Origin of the sequence: Streptomyces sp. NPDC048603 (genome assembly GCF_043199475.1) — a bacterium.
GTDB lineage: Bacteria > Actinomycetota > Actinomycetes > Streptomycetales > Streptomycetaceae > Streptomyces.
Genome location: NZ_JBICVY010000001.1, coordinates 344,604 through 360,624, shown reverse-complemented (window position 1 = coordinate 360,624; position 16,021 = coordinate 344,604). Strand labels below are relative to the sequence as shown.

Sequence of the window (16,021 nt, the reverse complement as noted above, 5' to 3'; positions counted from 1 at the left end):
AGACCACGCCCCGCAGCGACGGGGCTTTTTTCATGCCCAGAGACAGGAGAAGCCCCATGGGTGAGATATGGATCAAGGAAGCGGAGCGGCTGGGGGACGGCAGCATCGGCGGAGCGATGGATACCCCGGGCGCTCCTCCACGGGCCGTGTGGCACACCACGGAGAGCGGGGCGGGGGACGCTGCGTTCAAGAGCGTCGGCGCGTACCTCATTGCCGTTGCCTCCGAGCCGCACATCCTCTATGACCCCACGACGGACAGGCTTGGGCAGTACGGTCCGCTGAACCAGAGCGCGCGTGCGCTCCGGAACGCGACAGGGATCCGGACGAACCGCACGGGCGCGGCGTGTATCCAGATTGAGGTACTCGCCCGTGCTGCGAAGCCCTTCACCGAGTATTGGAGGCCCGGTCCCAACTTCCGAGCGCTGATACGCGCAATCCGCTCGTGGGGCGTCCCCGACGCCTGGCCGGCGGGCGCCCTGGCGCAGAGCTACAGCGACAACTCGAACCGGTCCGCAAAGGTGTGGACGACGCAGGGCGGGCATTTCGGCCACTGCAACGCGCCGGGTAATGATCACTGGGACCCGGGCAACATCGACGTCCGCGCGCTCCTGGCGGCCGGCGCTCCCGTAGAGCCCAAGCCTCCGACGCCGACGAAGCCGAGCGTCTCTCTGTCAGCCCTTCAGCGAGCGGCGGACCGAGACCCGAAGCTTCCGCAGGGCGGGACGACGAGCCCGGCTGACGTCAAGATCGTGGAGGCGGCGCTCCGCAAGGAAGGTCTGCTCTCGGCTCAGTACGCGTCCGACGGCTCGTATGGCTCCCTCACGTGGACCGCCATGAGCGGGTGGCAGGAGCGCTGTGGGTTCCACGGCCGCGAGCCTGGCCAGGCTGCTGACGGTCGGCCCGGCAAGACGTCGCTGACGAAGCTCGGCGCGAAGCACGGATTCACGGTGCGCGCCTGATGGAAATCCTGCTCGCTCTAATCGCAGCCGTCGCCACGGTGGCGGCTGCTGTGGTTCCTGTGCTCCTCGTCCATCGGCGGACCCGCGGCGCGGTGGCTACGGAGGGTGCGGCAACTCGCGAGGCGCTCGACGGCCTGAAGGAGTCGGTTCACCAGCGAATCGACGACATCCGTGACGACCTGCGCGGCGACATCGGCACGGTCCGGGAAGACCTTCGGAACGACGTCGACACGATGCGCACGGATCTCGGTGGGGTCCGCGAGGACGTCGCACGCATCCGTGAATGGCAGGCGGGCCACGACGCCGAGCACTTGCTCATTGGCCGGCAGCCGCCCCCTGGAGGTGACACCTAATGCCCATGCCACCCGGCATAGCCACCGTGACCCTTGCGGGGCGCTACGTCCACCCGGACGGAACGCCCCTCGCGGGCACGGTCACCATCAGCGCTCCGGCGCTGTTGACCCTCTCCGGTGCCGACGTCATCGCGGCAGGTGCGGTGACGGTCACGCTCGACGACGCCGGCCAGTTCACCGCGACGCTGATCGCGACGGACAACGCCAACTCGGAGCCGACGGATTGGGCGTACACGGTCACGGAGAAGTTCGTGAACGTGTCGTCGCGGACCTATTCCATCCTGCTCCCGCAGGGCACGCCGACGGTCAATCTTGCGGACATCGCGCCGGCCGATCCCTCCGCGGGCAACTACATCCCTGTGGTTGGCCCCGCGGGCCCGTCCGGGACGAATGGCCGGACGATCCTGTCCGGAACGACGGCCCCGTCCGCGGGTGACGGCGCGAACGGCGATTTCTGGATCGACACCGTAGCGTGGGCGATCTACGGCCCGAAGGCGGCCGGCGCCTGGCCGTCCGGCCACTCCCTGGGCGGTGGAGGCGGCGGGCTGATCACGTCGGTGAACGGCCTGACGGGTGCCGTCGTCCTCGACGCCGCGGACGTTGGCGCGGACCCGGCTGGGTCAGCTGCCGCAGCCCAGTCCGCCGCAACGTCCGCAGCCGCAAGCTACACAGACGGCGCCATGTCCGCGGAAGTTGCTCGGGCTGACGCTGCGTACGCCACGGCATCGAGCGTGAGCTCCCTGACGACACGAATGACCACGGCGGAGGGAACCCTGAGTTCCCTCTCGCCCCGGGCCATCCGGCGTGGAGGGATCCCGGACGTGGCGCTCGCAGATCCGCTTTACTCCGGCTCTGCCCCCACGATCTCCACGACGCAGACGACGACGAGCACGATCTCAGGGGCGGTCAAGTATGCTCCTCCGCTGGTGACGCTGAGCGGCTCCGATGTGCGCGGCGACTTCCTGTTTCTGGGCGCGACCGACTTTGCGATTGGCGCGTCCGCCCCGGACACGAACTACGCGCTCCCGACGTCGCGCTACCCGCACACCTACGCGACGCCGCAGAACTCATGGGCGTTCGAGTTCGTCACGGACGCACCAGAGATCGAGCTCCGGTTCAAGTACATGTCGGCGACGACGTCCGCCTACCGCCTGTCCATCGACGGCCGCCCGGTGACGGCGACGACGCAGCTTGTCGGAGGGACGACGGTTGGGTCCGGCCACATGCTGAAGGTGGCCCTCGGCTCGTCGGCAGTTCGACGGATCCGGTTCGACGTCTACAACGTTCCCTTCGGCGGCATCTACATCGGCAGCACCTACACCCTGTGGCGCCCGGTGACGACGCGCGGCCGACTGATGGTGCTCGGTGACTCCATCACGGACGGCTCGACGCAGAACTCGGGTATGGGCGTGGGCACGTGGCTCTACAAGGCTGCGCGCATGATGGGCGTGACGGACGCGTGGGAGCAGGGACGAGGCGGCACGGGGTACATCACGGCGAGCACGTCCGCTGTCTTCGGTGACCGCCTGGCGGCCGACATCGTGGCGTACAACCCGGACATGCTCGTCATCAAGGGTGGGTACAACGACGCGTCGGGCACTCAGAGCGTCATCTCGTCGGCGGCTGCGGCACTGTACTCCGCGGCGAAGACGGCGCTCCCTCAGACTCAGATCGTCGTCGTCGGCCCGATCGCCCCCACGGCCACGCCGGCGGCGAGTATCAGCGCCACGGATACGACGCTTCGGGAAGCGGCTGCGGCTGCATCTCTTCCGTACGTCTCCCTGGTGTCCGGCGAGACCCGAAACCGGGCGGGGACCGTCGTCAGCACGCAGAATCCATTCGTCACCACGGCGAACGTGGCGACGGTCATCGGCGCTGACGGGGTGCACCCGACGGACGTGGGCCACGCGGAGCTTGCCCGGTGGATGGTGCGCGCCCTGGCTCCGGTACTTCCGCTGTAAAGATCTTGAAGTCGATCGTCACAACTGAAGATCACCCACCCATAACCCCTGTGAGACGTTGTCGAGCAGGGGAGAGGGACGGATGAACATCGGACTGATCGGGCGGGCGCGGGTAGGCAAGGACACCGTTGGGCACTGGCTTTGCGAGAACCGGGGCTACGAGCGAGTAGCGTTTGCGGACCCGCTCAAAGCGGCGGCGCTGCGGGTAGACCCGGTGATCGGGTATAGCCACATTGGCGGGGACATTCGGGTCTCGCACGTCCTCGAAACCATTGGGTGGGAGGGCATCAAGGACCGGTACCCCGAGGGCCGCCGCATCCTCCAGGAACTGGGCGCCTCCATCCGGGGCATCGACCCGGAGATCTGGCTCCGCGCCGGTCTGGCGCGTACCGACGAGGTGAACCGGACGACCGGGCGCCCGGCGGTGATCACCGACGTCCGATACCCGAACGAGGCGGAGAGCCTGCGGCGCGCCGGCTTCCACCTGATTTATATCCACCGCCCCGACGTGCCGGAGCTCGACCACGAGTCGGAGGGCGCGCTCGGGACGGAGGATGCGGACCACGTCCTGATCAACAACGGGTCCGTGGCGGACCTCCATCGGGAGACCTGGCTCGTCGCAGACAGGATTCTCCGCGCCGAGTCGCGGCGCCAGGAGAACCGTTCCATGAGCTTCTGAGAGGAACTGAATGCGTAAGCACTGGACGTGCCTTACGACGGCCGTCAATGACGCCACCCTTCGCGCGTACGTCTGGCTTCAGATCTACGCCGGACAGGAACCGGTCCGTCTCCGAGCGGCGCTCCTCTCCGCCATCCTCGCCGCCGGCCTCTATCTGGGGACGGACGTCAGCGGATGGGCGGAGACGGCCGCGACGATAGGCGCCGTCGTGCTGCCGGTCGTCGTCGGCGAGTCAACGCGGAGCCGAGTGACACCGGCCGAGTAGTACCGAGCCCCCTGGTTCTCCGGAGCCAGGGGGCTTTCGGCGTAGGAGGAGATGCGCCGTGGATGAGATCGCAGAGAAGACGTGTACGAAGTGCAAAGAATCAAGGCCGCTGGGGATGTTCAGCACCGACCGCCGAAACCAGCGCGACGGGAAGCAGTCTCAGTGCAAGCGGTGCCAAAGGGAGTGGTACACCGCAAACCGAGAGCGAAAGCTCGAAGACCGACGTCGCCACCATGAGGCGAACCGGGACATGGAGAACGCATACTCTCGCCGCTGGCATGCCGCCAACCGCAGTCGTGCCGCAGAACATAACCGGCAATGGCACGCCACCAATCCCGGGGGCGCAGCAGAACGGGCACGTCGACGTCGTGCCCGCAAAGCTTCCGCCACCGTCGAACCCTTCACCCCGGCCGACCTCCGCGCCGACTGGGAAGACCTCGACCTCTACGACTGCTTCTTTTGCCACGGCCCCGCTGCCCCGCTCCATGTCGATCACTTCTACCCGCTCTCGCCGGCCGACGAGGACGGCACCCCGGGCCCTCACGCGGTCTGGAACCTCGTCCCCGCCTGCGAGACGTGCAACCTGTCGAAGTCCAACCGCGACCCGTGGCAGTTCCTCCGGGAGTCCCTGGAGGCTCGCGGCGTCGACGCCCTGACGGTGCTCCTCGCCGACACTGAGCCTTTCAATTAGGAATACGAGCCCCCGCTTTCCCCAGGGAGAGCGGGGGCTTTTTTGCGTTTCCGGGGCAGGTGCGTGGAGGGCTTTTGGACGTGGCAACCCAAGATCGACGATCTGTGATTTACGGCACACTCTCCGCGATAAGATGTCCGCCACATGGGTGAACGGTGTCCCCTGTCCCTCCCGGCTCCGTGTACGTATACACGGAGGATGCCGGGCGCACAGACGGGACGCGTACCCTCGTGATCATGCCGACCTCGCCAACCGCGCTAACCGGGGCGATCCGGTCGATCTGGACCACACTGCGGTCTGATCTACCGGAGCTCCCGGACGCGCAAATCTCCGTAGTGCCCACTCCTCCGCCCGCTGACCACGGACCGGAACGCTGGAGCCTGATCGACGACCGGCTTCAGAACCTGACGATCAGCTCCGAGACTGTCGCCGGCGGGCCGGAGGAAGTGCTGACCACACTCCTCCACGAAGCCGCTCACGTGCTGAATTGGATCCGCGGGGAGCAGGACACTGCACGTCGCGGGGCCTACCACAACGGCGTCTTTGAGAAGGCAGCGGAGACGGTTGGGCTCACCCGGCCTGAAGGCACGCCACGCGACGCCAACCGTGGATTCGTTGGGCAGATCCTCAGCGACGAGGCCCGAGAGCGACACGCAGCGTCGGTGACCCTGCTCGACGAGATCATCCCCGCTGCACTCTCTTCGCTTCCGCCCACCCGCACGGGGCCGAAGCGCAAGAACCAGGGGAGGACGAGCGCGCAGTGTAAATGTGAGCCTCCGCGCACCTTCTCTATCGCCGAGTCGACCCTTAACCTCGGGCCCATCGTTTGCGGAGTGTGTAAAGGATCGTTCACGTAACCCCGGGCGCCCTAGACAGGTCACCCTTACCCGGCGCTACAGTGGTGCCACCCGTCCATTAGGAGTAGACGCATGCCTGCCTCGTCAGTCCCCGCCCGCCGGAGGAAGGTTGCCCCGGCGCCGATGCCCGCACCCGTCCTGGCGCTGGAGGACGTGGAGAACGAGGGCGTCGACGAGCTCGTTGCACGCGGAGCCGCGTACGCGCGTGGCTATCTGGACATCAAGAACCGCGAAACGACGATGCTTCGGAACATCGCCGTCGTTCTGATCGCAATCCGCGCACAGTGCACCGACACTCAGGGCCGCGTCGACTGGCGCGGGCAGTCGCACGAGTATCGGGCCTTGGCGAAGGACGTGTACGCACAGGCCAATGTGCCGCCGGACAGCCTGTCGTATATGCAATCGAACGTGCGCTACCACGTGGGGAACATTCTCCGGGACGTGCTGACGCCGGCGGAGTTGGCAGCGTACGAGCTCCGCCCTGACAGCCCGGCGGAGGCCAACGCGAAGGCAAGCCGAGCGCAGCGCGCGTTGGCACTGGCAGCCGCTACGACGGTGCCGTCCGTAGCCACGTCGGCGCAGCCCGCCGCGAAGGCGTCAAAGAAGACTGTCACGGCGCAGGACGAGGCCGACGGAGCCCCCGATCAGCAGCCTGACACGTCCGGCCGCGCGGTGGCTACCACGCTCCGTCTGACTCAGGGTGCCCACGGCGTCATCAGCCAGATCAGCGCCGACGTCATCAGCTCCATGACCGACGGGCAGCGCGCCCGGATGGACGAGCAGCTTGCCGAGATGCAGACGGCAATCTCGGCGCTCCGTCGCAAGATCCGCCGCGCCTCCGCCGGCTGACGCTGCTCCTCGTCGGCCGCGTCCTCGACGCCCCCGGGTCAAACCAGGGGCCAAAGTAGCAAACTAACCCCCTGTTTCCATTTCTCTCTACACGCGTTAGAGGAAAGGTGAAACAGGGGGTTAGTTCGTCACTTTGGCCCGCGGTTTGACCCGGCGCCGTTCCCGGGGGCGGTCGACGAGGCCCGTCAAAAGATCTTGAAAGTCGACCGTCACAAACCAAGATCACCCACCCATAACCCTGGTGTGAGACCAAACAGGGAGGGTGGATGGCAGGCGTAAGCACAATCCAGCGCGGGGGGTCCCGCTTCTACGTGGACCCGGACGACGGACGGATCAAGGTCCCCGGCGTGACGAGCGTCGTGGGGCAGCTGCCGAAGGACTTCCTCACGTTCTGGGCGGCCCTGGAGTCGGCGAAGGCAGCCGTCGAGAACTGGGACATCGTCAGCGAACTGATCAAGCGCGACCCTCAGGGCGCGATCGACTACCTGAAGAATGCGCACCGACGAAAGTCCACGGCGGCGGCGGATCTTGGCTCGGCTGCGCACGACATCTTCGAGCGCCTCGCACGGGGTGAGACGGTCAACGACCGTCACGTCCACGTAGATCTGCGCCCCTACGTACGGTGGTTCCGGGAGTTTCTGGAGCAGGCACAGCCACGGTTCCTCTACCTCGAAGAGACGGTGTGGTCCGACACCCACGGCTACGCCGGCTCGTTCGACGCCGTGGCGGAGATTGACGGCGAGGTCGTCGGGCTCGACTGGAAGACGTCCAAGTCGGTGTACGAGAGCGTTGCCCTTCAGCTCTCCGCCTACCGCTACGCCGACCGCATCATCCTCGCCGAGACGGGCGAGTCGGTGCCCATGCCGGAGTGGTCCGGCGGCGCCGTCCTCCACGTTCGCGCGGAGGGGTGGCAGCTCGTGAAGGTCGAGTGCGGCGCGGAAGTCTTCAACCACTTCAAGTCGCTGCGGCACACCTTCGAGTGGGAGCGGGAGGTAAAGAAGCGGGTGATTGGCAAGCGTCCGGTTCTCTCCGGCGGGGAGCTGATCACGGGGACGCAGCGGAGGGCGGCGTGACGAACCTGACGGATGCCCTCCACAACGCGCAGCGGTACGTGGTGTACGAGGGCGACGGAGAGATCCCGAACGACGTGTTCGACGTGCTGCGGTTGCTCGTCGGCGATGTGGAGGCCGCGAAGGAGGGACTCCAGAACCTCCGTGAACTGATGGCAGTGCGGCCCGTGGATGTTGCCCTGATGTCCCGTGCCGACGCCCTGAAGGCGGCCCGGGATCACGTCGAAGCCATGAGCACCAACGCGCGCGGATACCAGGACGGAGTCACGCTGTCGGACAAGGTCGCGGCCGTCGACCGGTTCGCACGATTCCTGATGGGGGAGGGCGAATGATCGTCGAAACCGCGGAGGAAGCACAGAAGCGCCGCGCGGCGGCGTCCCTCGCGGCGCTCGGGGCGAACATGGTGTTCCTGCCTGCCGACGCGTGGATCCTGATGCTCCTCATGGGCGCGCTGCATGCGACGTTCCCCGTCGTACCGGCCATCGGCTACGGCGCGGCACTCGTCCTGATGCTGAGTGTGCTCTTCACGGTGCACGTCGCCGAGAAGTTCCGCCGGCCCGAGTAGCGCACACCGCACACGTAATGAGGGGCGTCCATCCGGGCGCCCCTCTCGCACGCTTGCATGGAGGAGAGACCATGAGCTTGCAGGAGAAAGCAGAGCAGCGCGCCCGCGCGGCGCTCCTCGACGGCTTCGAGTTCGCGCCCTGGCCGAAGACGGCGAGGCTCTTCCGCGACGTTGTGATCACGGAGAAGATCGACGGCACGAACTCCGCGATCCACGTCGCCGAAGACGGCCGCGTCGCTGCCCAGTCCCGCCGCCGGCTCATCACGCCGGATGACGACAACTTCGGCTTTGCCCGGTGGGTCCACGACAACACGGCCGACCTGGAGCACATCCTTGGCCCCGGTACGCACTTCGGCGAGTGGTGGGGGAAGGGGATTCAGCGCGGGTACGGGATCGACGGGCGGCGGTTCAGCCTGTTCAACACGGCCCGGTGGAACGAGGTCAGCGAGTCGGGTACGTCGATGTACTCCCGCGCGGAACAGTCGGACCTTTGCGACGTGGTCACCGTAGTTCCGGTGCTTGACGCGGGGACGTTCAGCGATGCGCGCGTCATTGACGTCCTGGCGGAGCTGAAGCGGGGCGGCTCGTTCGCAGCTTCCGGCTTCATGGACCCGGAGGGCGTGTGCATCTACCACACGCAGACCCGGAGCGTCTTCAAGGTCACCCTCGACCACAACGACGCCGGCAAGTGGGAGGCAGCGTGAAGGACCCGAAGGGCTTGGTAGAGCTGAAGTGCTGGGTCGAGAGGTCCGGCGTCACCGCTGACAGGGTCGACGGCTACGCCGAGCGGCTGTATGCCGCGATTGGCCGCGAAGCCGTCGACGAGGCAGTGACCGCCGCTTCCGCCCGCGACCGGAACGCCAAGCGCCTGGCGGAAGAGCGGGAGCGTGTCTACGCCTACGAGGCGCTGACGCGGGTCCTCATGACGTTTGCGCGGGACCGGAGAGACGACACGTCTCGGCGGATCTACGCGACGATCGCTCGTTTCAACCTCGGCGCCATGTTCCGCCCCGGAGGCGGCGCCGACGCCTTCCTGATTCCGCACGAGCTGACCGACGAGGAGTCGCCAGCGTGACTGTCCACCTCATCCGCTGGACCTGGCGTCCGCTGGCCAACGAACGCAGTCCTGACTACTGCTGGACGCACGGATGCATGCGTTGGGAGTGCCCGACTCCGCACTGATAGGAGAGCCGATGACCGACGAGGAGTACACCGCCGCCCTGGAGGCTGAGCGGGTCGCGCGCTGCGACCGAGCGCGATACATCGTGCGGGAGGAGCATGGCGCGTTCCACATCCTTCGCCGGAACGGTGCCGGGCAGGCGTGGGGCGTGGCCCGTTACACGACGTCGGAGACCGCTGACCTGGCGGCGGCGTTCCTGAACCGCCTGAAGGAGGACGAGGCATGACCCTCGAAGAGCATGCCCTCGCGATCGAAGCGGCTATCCAGGCTGCCGCGAGTGACGGGTTCTTCCTCGACGACACCGACGCATCGACGCCCGCGCTCGACCTGAACGACTGGACGCGGAAGCCAACGCACTGGATTTCGGATCGACGTCCCTGAGGCGCCTGCCCGCCGATAGCGCAAACCACACATGCACCACCTCGCCCCCGGCTGCTTCGGCACCGGGGGCTGAGTGCGTGCAGCCACAGCTAGGAGGAGAGATGTTCAAGTCGAGCACCATCCACACCGCCGACGGGTCCACCGTCACTATCACCCCGCGCGGGATCGAGTACGACCTTCACGTCCGCGACGCGGCCGGCCGAACCGTGGCGACGGTCGTCATGTCGGCCGACGACTACCGCGCGCTGCTCGACGAGGCGGAGGGGCTGATCTCGTGGTGAACGACGCACGAGCCCTCACGGTCGCTCACCAGTCGCCGGGAGAGTGCGCGTACTGCGACGAGCGACACGAACGCATCGTCAAGGCAGTGACACGGGACCGGGTGGCCGTGGTTGTGGGGGACGTGCAGCGCCTGCGTGCACATGTCCTTTCCGACGTTTGGCGTGCCCTGCGGGATGCCGGATGCGTCGACGGAATGGGCGTAGTGAACCGGCTGATGGAGGAAAACCAGTGAACCCTATGCAGCGCGGGACCCTCGCAGCACATCCCAACCCGCCGACGTCCGCCCTGGAGTCCCTGGCGCACGTCCTCGCGATCTACGACGACTCCCCGGACGAGCGGGTTGTCATCACGGCGACGACCGGGATCTACCCCGAAGCGCCGTGGACGGGGCTCCGCATGGGGGACCTGCGCCGGCTGCTCGACGAGCACGCACACGAACTGGCGGAGCGGCAGCGCGAGCACATTCGCCGTGCCGCTCACCGCGAGCGGTACGGGAGCATCTGGTGGGCGATCAAGGGCGGGGACGTTGTGGCGGATCTGATTGACCCGGAGGTGGGGGACTGATGGCCAAGGTAGTCAGCACCGGCAACGTCGGCATCGAGCTCTCCCTCGCGGAACTTGAGCTCGTCCGGCGGGCGCTTCAGCTCGTCAAGAACTTCGGTGAGCCGGACGATTGGGAGCCTGCACTCGACCTCTGGGCGGATCTGGGGGAGCGGCCGTGAGCATGTCCGACCTCGTAGCCGCCGGCGCCCCGGAGCTGCCAGAGGGGCATTTCTATCGAGTCCGTCCGTTCACGCGGTCGGGCATCACGGTGGAGGTTCGGCGCCGACGCCGGATCGTCGGCTCGGAGCTGATGGCCTACTCGATCACCTTCCCTGGCAACTACGAGAGCGGGACGGAGGCGGTGGTGAAGTGCTGCCGTGCTGCGGCCGAAGGCTTCACCACGCGCTTGGCGGACCGGGCCAGCGAACTGGCAGCCCGCGCGTACATCGGTGACCACGACCCCCGGAGGTAGCCCCATGCACACCGAAGAGAACGACGTCGGGCACACCGTTGCCCTTGCCATCATGGCGTCCGTGAACGGCCTTCAGCCCGTGTTTGACGCGGCCGACGGGATGCGCGCGGATCTGGAGCGACGAGGGTGGTCCCCGTCTGTGGCGGAGCATCTGACGGCACAGTGGCTGTCCGCGACCTTGCGGCTCGTGTTCGGGGGTTGCCAGTGACCGCCCCACTCCCGGGCGATTTCGCCCTCACCCGCATCCGTGGCCTGGCCGGTGCCTTCGTCGGTGCCGGCCAGTGGTTCATAGGCGACGGTGCCCCCGTACATCACGCGCTCGTCTACATCGGAGGCGGTTACGTCGTGCAAGCCATGCCCGGCGGCGCCGAGATGATCCCGATGGAGGACGCCTCTCCCGTCGTGGCGTGGTCGACAGGGCGGATACCCCTGACGGCTGCGCAGCGAGTGACGGTGGCGGAGGAAGCGACGAACCTTGTTGGAACTCCGTACAGCTTCCTGGACTACGCCTCCATCGGCCTGGCCCACCTTGGCCTCCGCCCCCGCTGGCTCCGGGACTACGTGGCGTCGACAGGACACATGATCTGCTCACAGCTCGTCGACGAGGTGTACCGGCGGGCCCGAGTCGACTTGTTCGACGACGACCGGATCCCGGGGGACGTGACGCCGGGGGACCTCTGGAGGCTGATCAAGTGACGGGCCTCCACTACAACCCTGCCGACCGGACGGCGCTTTTCTGCGCCGGCTGCCACCGCCACCGCCCGCGGGACGAGTTCCGCAAGACGCCGTGGCACGGCCGCGCAGCGCGGTGCGAGCGCTGCGAGAGTTGGTCGTCCGGCGAGGCGTGGGCGAACCGACAGGTGGCCCGCCAGGCATGGGATCTGGAGCAGGCGCGGGAGAAGCTGCGCGCCAAGTCCCGGTACATTCGGGCGCTTCAGCTACGAGCGTTGATCGCGTCGGCCCCCTCGTCGGCCGATGCCCTGGAGGCGGCACTCGTCCCGTACTACGACGCCCTGTCGCGGGCCGTGGCTCGACAGATGGGGGCGGCGGTGCCCATGAGGATCGTTCTTGGGGTGGAGAAGCATGTCTGAACGCATCCGCAACGCGGGGGATGAGGTAGCGCGCCTGAAGGCGGAGCTGAAGGAGCAGCGTCTCGACACGGAGTATTACAAGGAGTGGGCGCACTTCAACGGCCATCGGCTGAACGCAATGATTGCGAGCCGTGATCGCTTCCGCCTCGCCTGGCTCTCCGCCCGCGGACGCGCGGCAGACGCCTACACCTACGGCGCGGAGGCGTGGGACATGCGCGCGAACGAGATCGCCACCCTGTCCGCGGAACTGCGCCGGCTTCAGGCATTCGCCGACGAAGTGCGGGCGGTACGTGGCAAGACCATGTGCGCGGAGACGCCGCGGGATCTGCTGGAATCTCACCTCCGCCCCATCTACGCCTCGCTTCATGAGCTAGAAGCTGCGCAGCGGGAGCGTCGGCCGTTCGTCCCGCGGATCCAGCGTGACCGGGGCGGGGGCCCTGCGGAGCTCCGTGTACGTATACACGGATCCCGGCTCCGCTGTGCCGGCGAGGACGAGGACGGCTCGTCCGTGTGGGTCCTCGACGCTGGCTAAAAGATCTCGAAAGTCGTTCGTCACAAACCAAGATCACCCACCCATAACAAGGGTGTGAGCGAGACACGAACCGCTCGCCGATACGCAAACTTCACACGGAGGTACACGACTTGGGTACGAACAACCTCGCCCGGATCTGGGACGCCGACCCCGACGCCGCTCCGAAGGAACGTCAGGCGTACGCGGATGACATCGTCGGCCGATTCCGTTCCGGCCGCCTCGTCAACAAGATGCCGGAGGCGCTGAACGAGTGGCGCGTGACGACCGGAGACCCCACGGTCGCCGAGCGCGTCGCGGCCATGCTCGGCGGTGAGCCGGAGGAGTGGGAGACGGACAAGGAAGACAACCTCGAAGTCCTCACAAACGCCCCGTCCGTTCCGATCGTCATCGAGCCGGACGGCGTTGACGCCTCGTTCAAAATGTTCGTTCAGGGCGTCGGACTCACGCACCACTGCGACGGTTTCAACTACCTGTCACCGGACGAGGACAAGGGCCGGCCGTGCGGCTGCCCGACTCTGATTGCCGAGCGTAAGCTTCACGCGCAGAAGCAGCGCGGGCCGAAGCCGAGCGTCGACGTGACGTTCCGCCTGGAGGCGGAGCCCGACCTCGGCATCTTCCGCTTCAACAGCGGCTCGTGGAAGCTCGTGGAGGCTCTGGCGCCGCTCTTCAAGGCGCTGGACGACTACGGCAACAGCACCGATGGCGACGAGCCGGGCCGCGCCGTGCGCGCAACGCTGACCATCGAGAACGTCAGCTACACGCCGCAGAAGGGTCCGCGGGCCGGTCAGCTGATCTCGTACAACAAGCCGGTCATCAAGGTTCTCGGCGCTGTGGCGGCGGCTCCGGCCCCGCTCGCCGACGCCGCCTGACGGCACACGAACTGCGCCCGCCTCTCCCGAATGACGGTCGGGAGGGGCGGGTGTATCCACGATTCTACGCACACAGAGGAGAGACGGCATGGAGTGTGAGGCTGACTGCCAGTGCGCACCCTGCTCAACGCTGGTCGTGGGTCCGATCCCCGGCTGGACGCGGACGCGGCTGACGGAGGACGTCAACGGGTGCTGCGTCTTCTGCCGCGCGGAAGGGCCCATTGCCTACTACACCCGGCTCGGGATGACGGTCGGTCGATGCTGTGACCGAGGTGACGGCTGATGCCCATCCTCGAACTCTGCGCCGGATACGGCGGACTGGGAATCGCGGTGGAAGCACTGACCGGCGACAAAGTCACCGTCGTCGCCGAAGTCCACGGGGCAGCGTGCCGCGTCATGGCGCACCGCTTCCCCGACGCCCCGAACATCGGTGACGTCCGATACCAGTCGTGGGGCGGGTTGCTGAACGAGGGGATCGACATCATCACGGCCGGGTTCCCGTGCCAGGACATCAGCAACGCCGGGAAGCGGGAGGGGATCAAGGGTGAGCGCTCCGGAATCTGGTTCGACATCGCTGAAGCCATACGGGTACTTCGACCGGGATACGTCTTCCTGGAGAACGTGGGAGCACTCCGAAATCGGGGACAAGCAGCAGTGCTCACATCGCTTCACGACATCGGGTATGACGCGCGGTGGACGACTCTTCGAGCTTCCGACATCGGGGCTCCGCATCATCGGGACCGCTGGTTCTGCGTTGCCTCACCTGCCGACGCCAACGGTCTCTGACGCCTACCGTGGGCCGGACTACGCCAAGCGGGACCGCGAGGGGAGCGGCGGGGACGACCTCGTAACGGCCGTCTGCCGCCTGTTCCCCAGGGACAAAGCCGAGAAGCTGTTCAAGACGCCGACGGCGAACCTGGCGAACAACGGCTCGGCACAGCACCCGGACAAGCGGAAGGCAGGCGGACACGGGCCGACACTGGAAGACGAGGTCTGTTTCCTCCTGAACGTCGACCCGGATGACGATCTTCCCGACGACGGCCCGCACTCGCCGGCCGAGTGGTGGGGCGAGTTTGCCCGAGCGGTCTACCGGTGGGAGTGCATTCGCGGGACGGCCGCCCCGGTCCCCATCGTCCGCGGCCCGCGCGGCGGGCTGAAGTTGGCCCCGCGGTTCGCTGAATGGCTGATGGGCCTGGAGCCCGGATGGGTCACCGACGTCCCGGGGCTCACGCACAAGGAGCAGCTTGGCCGTATCGGCAACGGAGTGGTGCCGCATCAGGCGCTTCACGCCTTCCGCTGGCTCATGGAACAGGAAACGCACACGGAGGAGAGCAATGGGTAAGGCCCGACTGACCGACTTCACTGGCGCGGAGATCCGCCCCGGCGTCCTGATCGCGTACCCGACCCGCCAGGGGAACCGGGTGCGGATGACGGAGGCCATCGTACGGGAGACCAAGAGCGACCGGTCGACGGGCCGGATCCTCCCGGTGCTCCTGGTGGACCCGACCGGCCGCGAGAGCGGGTTCATCGCACGCAAGACGCTGACGCCGCAGCACGTCAGCGCTGAGCACGTAGTCGTCATTGGGGAGACGGAGGCGGGGAAGTGATGTACAAGGTCGGCGACGAGGTGCGGTTCCGAGACGCTCCGGGAACGGTAGATCAGGGCCCGTACGAATCGGCGGGACTCCGTGGGACGGTGTGCGTGGTCCTGATGACGGGCGGCCCCGACGAGGGACGGGCACTTGCCGTCAAGGTGTCGGAGCTGGAGCCGGCCTCTGTCGTCTTCGCCAAGGGCGACCGTGTGCGGGTCGGGCGGGACGGAGATGCGTTCATCGTCGAAGCGGGTCCGTACGCCGGACACCACGGACCGTGGTACGCACTCCGAGACAGGGACGACAAGGTGTTCCCGTCCGCGGGTACGTCGCCGATCCTGACTCTCGTCTCCCGTGGGGCCATGTGCGAGCACGAAGGCGTGACCTACGACCTGACGGCTCGGTACCGGGACCGGGACGGCGACGTCTGGCGGTTTGAGCGGCAGCCCGACGGCAGCGTCTTGGGCGCGCACGGGTCAGGCGCGATTACCCCGTACAGCGACTCCCTGTCGTACGCCGTGAGCGTGTACGGCCCCCTCCACAAGACATAGCCGCACCACCCTCGCCCCCGGCGCCCACGTGGCCCGGGGGCTGAGGCGTTGAAGGCACCGAACGAAGGAGGAGAGATGGCGCTCTACGAGGTGAGCCGGATTGACAGCCCCGGTCCGGGAGAGTTCGTCAGCGGGTACGTGCTGGCCGGAGGTACGGCGCAGGCACGTCAGGCGGTCGCGCATCTGGAGGGCGTGACAGCGACGAACGTTGTTGCCACCCGGATGGACGTCGCGAAGTCGACGATGCTGCTGGCCGCCTACTGGGACGAGAGCCAGTGA

At 67.2% G+C, this 16,021-nt stretch carries 30 protein-coding genes; all 30 read left to right on the top strand.

What is annotated here, in order from left to right:
* Positions 1–56: 56 nt before the first annotated feature.
* The 30 genes from ACGFQ9_RS01805 to ACGFQ9_RS01660 all read left to right on the top strand — a co-directional run bounded on the left by ACGFQ9_RS01805 (position 57) and on the right by ACGFQ9_RS01660 (position 16,021).
* A complete protein-coding gene (locus tag ACGFQ9_RS01805; RefSeq protein WP_393570112.1) occupies positions 57–959 on the top strand; it encodes a peptidoglycan-binding protein LysM in 903 nt (300 codons plus the stop codon).
* Positions 959–1,312, top strand: a complete 354-nt coding sequence (locus ACGFQ9_RS01800) for a hypothetical protein (RefSeq protein WP_393570110.1) — start codon at positions 959–961, stop codon at positions 1,310–1,312. The genes ACGFQ9_RS01805 and ACGFQ9_RS01800 overlap by 1 nt, the downstream gene beginning before the upstream one ends.
* Positions 1,312–3,273: an SGNH/GDSL hydrolase family protein gene (locus tag ACGFQ9_RS01795; protein ID WP_393570108.1), complete on the top strand. Its 1,962-nt coding sequence runs from the start codon at positions 1,312–1,314 to the stop codon at positions 3,271–3,273. Before ACGFQ9_RS01800 ends, ACGFQ9_RS01795 begins: the two co-directional genes overlap by 1 nt.
* 82 nt (positions 3,274–3,355) lie before the next feature.
* The gene (locus tag ACGFQ9_RS01790; protein ID WP_393570107.1) at positions 3,356–3,952 is read left to right on the top strand and encodes a hypothetical protein; all 597 of its coding nucleotides are present in this window, start codon (positions 3,356–3,358) and stop codon (positions 3,950–3,952) included.
* A gap of 10 nt (positions 3,953–3,962) precedes the next feature.
* Positions 3,963–4,217, top strand: a complete 255-nt coding sequence (locus ACGFQ9_RS01785) for a hypothetical protein (RefSeq protein ID WP_393570105.1) — start codon at positions 3,963–3,965, stop codon at positions 4,215–4,217.
* A 58-nt stretch (positions 4,218–4,275) separates the two neighbouring features.
* A complete protein-coding gene (locus ACGFQ9_RS01780; RefSeq protein ID WP_393570103.1) occupies positions 4,276–4,908 on the top strand; it encodes an HNH endonuclease in 633 nt (210 codons plus the stop codon).
* Positions 4,909–5,144: 236 nt separating this feature from the next.
* Positions 5,145–5,765: a hypothetical protein gene (locus ACGFQ9_RS01775; protein ID WP_393570101.1), complete on the top strand. Its 621-nt coding sequence runs from the start codon at positions 5,145–5,147 to the stop codon at positions 5,763–5,765.
* 123 nt (positions 5,766–5,888) lie between these two features.
* The gene (locus tag ACGFQ9_RS01770; RefSeq protein WP_393570099.1) at positions 5,889–6,614 is read left to right on the top strand and encodes a hypothetical protein; all 726 of its coding nucleotides are present in this window, start codon (positions 5,889–5,891) and stop codon (positions 6,612–6,614) included.
* A gap of 266 nt (positions 6,615–6,880) precedes the next feature.
* A complete protein-coding gene (locus ACGFQ9_RS01765; protein WP_393570097.1) occupies positions 6,881–7,687 on the top strand; it encodes a hypothetical protein in 807 nt (268 codons plus the stop codon).
* Entirely contained in the window at positions 7,684–8,016 is a 333-nt protein-coding gene (locus tag ACGFQ9_RS01760) for a hypothetical protein (protein WP_393570095.1), read from the top strand. Before ACGFQ9_RS01765 ends, ACGFQ9_RS01760 begins: the two co-directional genes overlap by 4 nt.
* On the top strand, positions 8,013–8,249 hold the full coding sequence (locus ACGFQ9_RS01755; RefSeq protein ID WP_393570093.1) for a hypothetical protein: 237 nt from the start codon (positions 8,013–8,015) through the stop codon (positions 8,247–8,249). The genes ACGFQ9_RS01760 and ACGFQ9_RS01755 overlap by 4 nt, the downstream gene beginning before the upstream one ends.
* Positions 8,250–8,320: 71 nt before the next feature.
* Complete coding sequence (locus ACGFQ9_RS01750) at positions 8,321–8,953, top strand: RNA ligase family protein (RefSeq protein WP_393570091.1); 633 nt, start codon at positions 8,321–8,323, stop codon at positions 8,951–8,953.
* A complete protein-coding gene (locus tag ACGFQ9_RS01745; protein ID WP_393570089.1) occupies positions 8,950–9,324 on the top strand; it encodes a hypothetical protein in 375 nt (124 codons plus the stop codon). The genes ACGFQ9_RS01750 and ACGFQ9_RS01745 overlap by 4 nt, the downstream gene beginning before the upstream one ends.
* A 118-nt stretch (positions 9,325–9,442) precedes the next feature.
* Positions 9,443–9,655, top strand: coding sequence for a hypothetical protein (locus ACGFQ9_RS01740; protein ID WP_393570087.1), 213 nt, complete (start codon positions 9,443–9,445; stop codon positions 9,653–9,655).
* Entirely contained in the window at positions 9,652–9,810 is a 159-nt protein-coding gene (locus ACGFQ9_RS01735; protein ID WP_393570085.1) for a hypothetical protein, read from the top strand. Before ACGFQ9_RS01740 ends, ACGFQ9_RS01735 begins: the two co-directional genes overlap by 4 nt.
* 101 nt (positions 9,811–9,911) lie before the next feature.
* Positions 9,912–10,091 (top strand): hypothetical protein, encoded by a 180-nt coding sequence (locus ACGFQ9_RS01730; RefSeq protein WP_393570083.1) that lies wholly within the window; start codon positions 9,912–9,914, stop codon positions 10,089–10,091.
* The gene (locus ACGFQ9_RS01725) at positions 10,085–10,324 is read left to right on the top strand and encodes a hypothetical protein (RefSeq protein ID WP_393570082.1); all 240 of its coding nucleotides are present in this window, start codon (positions 10,085–10,087) and stop codon (positions 10,322–10,324) included. The genes ACGFQ9_RS01730 and ACGFQ9_RS01725 overlap by 7 nt, the downstream gene beginning before the upstream one ends.
* On the top strand, positions 10,321–10,656 hold the full coding sequence (locus ACGFQ9_RS01720) for a hypothetical protein (protein ID WP_393570080.1): 336 nt from the start codon (positions 10,321–10,323) through the stop codon (positions 10,654–10,656). Before ACGFQ9_RS01725 ends, ACGFQ9_RS01720 begins: the two co-directional genes overlap by 4 nt.
* The gene (locus ACGFQ9_RS01715; protein WP_393570078.1) at positions 10,656–10,814 is read left to right on the top strand and encodes a hypothetical protein; all 159 of its coding nucleotides are present in this window, start codon (positions 10,656–10,658) and stop codon (positions 10,812–10,814) included. The genes ACGFQ9_RS01720 and ACGFQ9_RS01715 overlap by 1 nt, the downstream gene beginning before the upstream one ends.
* Positions 10,815–10,816: 2 nt before the next feature.
* The gene (locus ACGFQ9_RS01710) at positions 10,817–11,107 is read left to right on the top strand and encodes a hypothetical protein (protein WP_393570076.1); all 291 of its coding nucleotides are present in this window, start codon (positions 10,817–10,819) and stop codon (positions 11,105–11,107) included.
* Between the two features lie 4 nt (positions 11,108–11,111).
* Positions 11,112–11,315, top strand: a complete 204-nt coding sequence (locus tag ACGFQ9_RS01705) for a hypothetical protein (RefSeq protein WP_393570075.1) — start codon at positions 11,112–11,114, stop codon at positions 11,313–11,315.
* Positions 11,312–11,803 (top strand): hypothetical protein, encoded by a 492-nt coding sequence (locus ACGFQ9_RS01700; RefSeq protein ID WP_393570073.1) that lies wholly within the window; start codon positions 11,312–11,314, stop codon positions 11,801–11,803. The genes ACGFQ9_RS01705 and ACGFQ9_RS01700 overlap by 4 nt, the downstream gene beginning before the upstream one ends.
* Positions 11,800–12,198, top strand: coding sequence for a hypothetical protein (locus ACGFQ9_RS01695; protein ID WP_393570071.1), 399 nt, complete (start codon positions 11,800–11,802; stop codon positions 12,196–12,198). The genes ACGFQ9_RS01700 and ACGFQ9_RS01695 overlap by 4 nt, the downstream gene beginning before the upstream one ends.
* Entirely contained in the window at positions 12,191–12,730 is a 540-nt protein-coding gene (locus tag ACGFQ9_RS01690) for a hypothetical protein (RefSeq protein WP_393570069.1), read from the top strand. Before ACGFQ9_RS01695 ends, ACGFQ9_RS01690 begins: the two co-directional genes overlap by 8 nt.
* A 110-nt stretch (positions 12,731–12,840) precedes the next feature.
* Positions 12,841–13,599 (top strand): hypothetical protein, encoded by a 759-nt coding sequence (locus ACGFQ9_RS01685; protein ID WP_393570067.1) that lies wholly within the window; start codon positions 12,841–12,843, stop codon positions 13,597–13,599.
* A 282-nt stretch (positions 13,600–13,881) separates the two neighbouring features.
* A complete protein-coding gene (locus ACGFQ9_RS01680) occupies positions 13,882–14,385 on the top strand; it encodes a DNA cytosine methyltransferase (protein WP_393570065.1) in 504 nt (167 codons plus the stop codon).
* Positions 14,354–14,941: a DNA (cytosine-5-)-methyltransferase gene (locus tag ACGFQ9_RS01675; protein WP_393570063.1), complete on the top strand. Its 588-nt coding sequence runs from the start codon at positions 14,354–14,356 to the stop codon at positions 14,939–14,941. The genes ACGFQ9_RS01680 and ACGFQ9_RS01675 overlap by 32 nt, the downstream gene beginning before the upstream one ends.
* The gene (locus ACGFQ9_RS01670) at positions 14,934–15,206 is read left to right on the top strand and encodes a hypothetical protein (protein ID WP_393570061.1); all 273 of its coding nucleotides are present in this window, start codon (positions 14,934–14,936) and stop codon (positions 15,204–15,206) included. Before ACGFQ9_RS01675 ends, ACGFQ9_RS01670 begins: the two co-directional genes overlap by 8 nt.
* Positions 15,206–15,742 (top strand): phiSA1p31-related protein, encoded by a 537-nt coding sequence (locus ACGFQ9_RS01665; RefSeq protein WP_393570782.1) that lies wholly within the window; start codon positions 15,206–15,208, stop codon positions 15,740–15,742. Before ACGFQ9_RS01670 ends, ACGFQ9_RS01665 begins: the two co-directional genes overlap by 1 nt.
* 75 nt (positions 15,743–15,817) lie before the next feature.
* Positions 15,818–16,021 (top strand): hypothetical protein, encoded by a 204-nt coding sequence (locus ACGFQ9_RS01660; RefSeq protein ID WP_393570060.1) that lies wholly within the window; start codon positions 15,818–15,820, stop codon positions 16,019–16,021.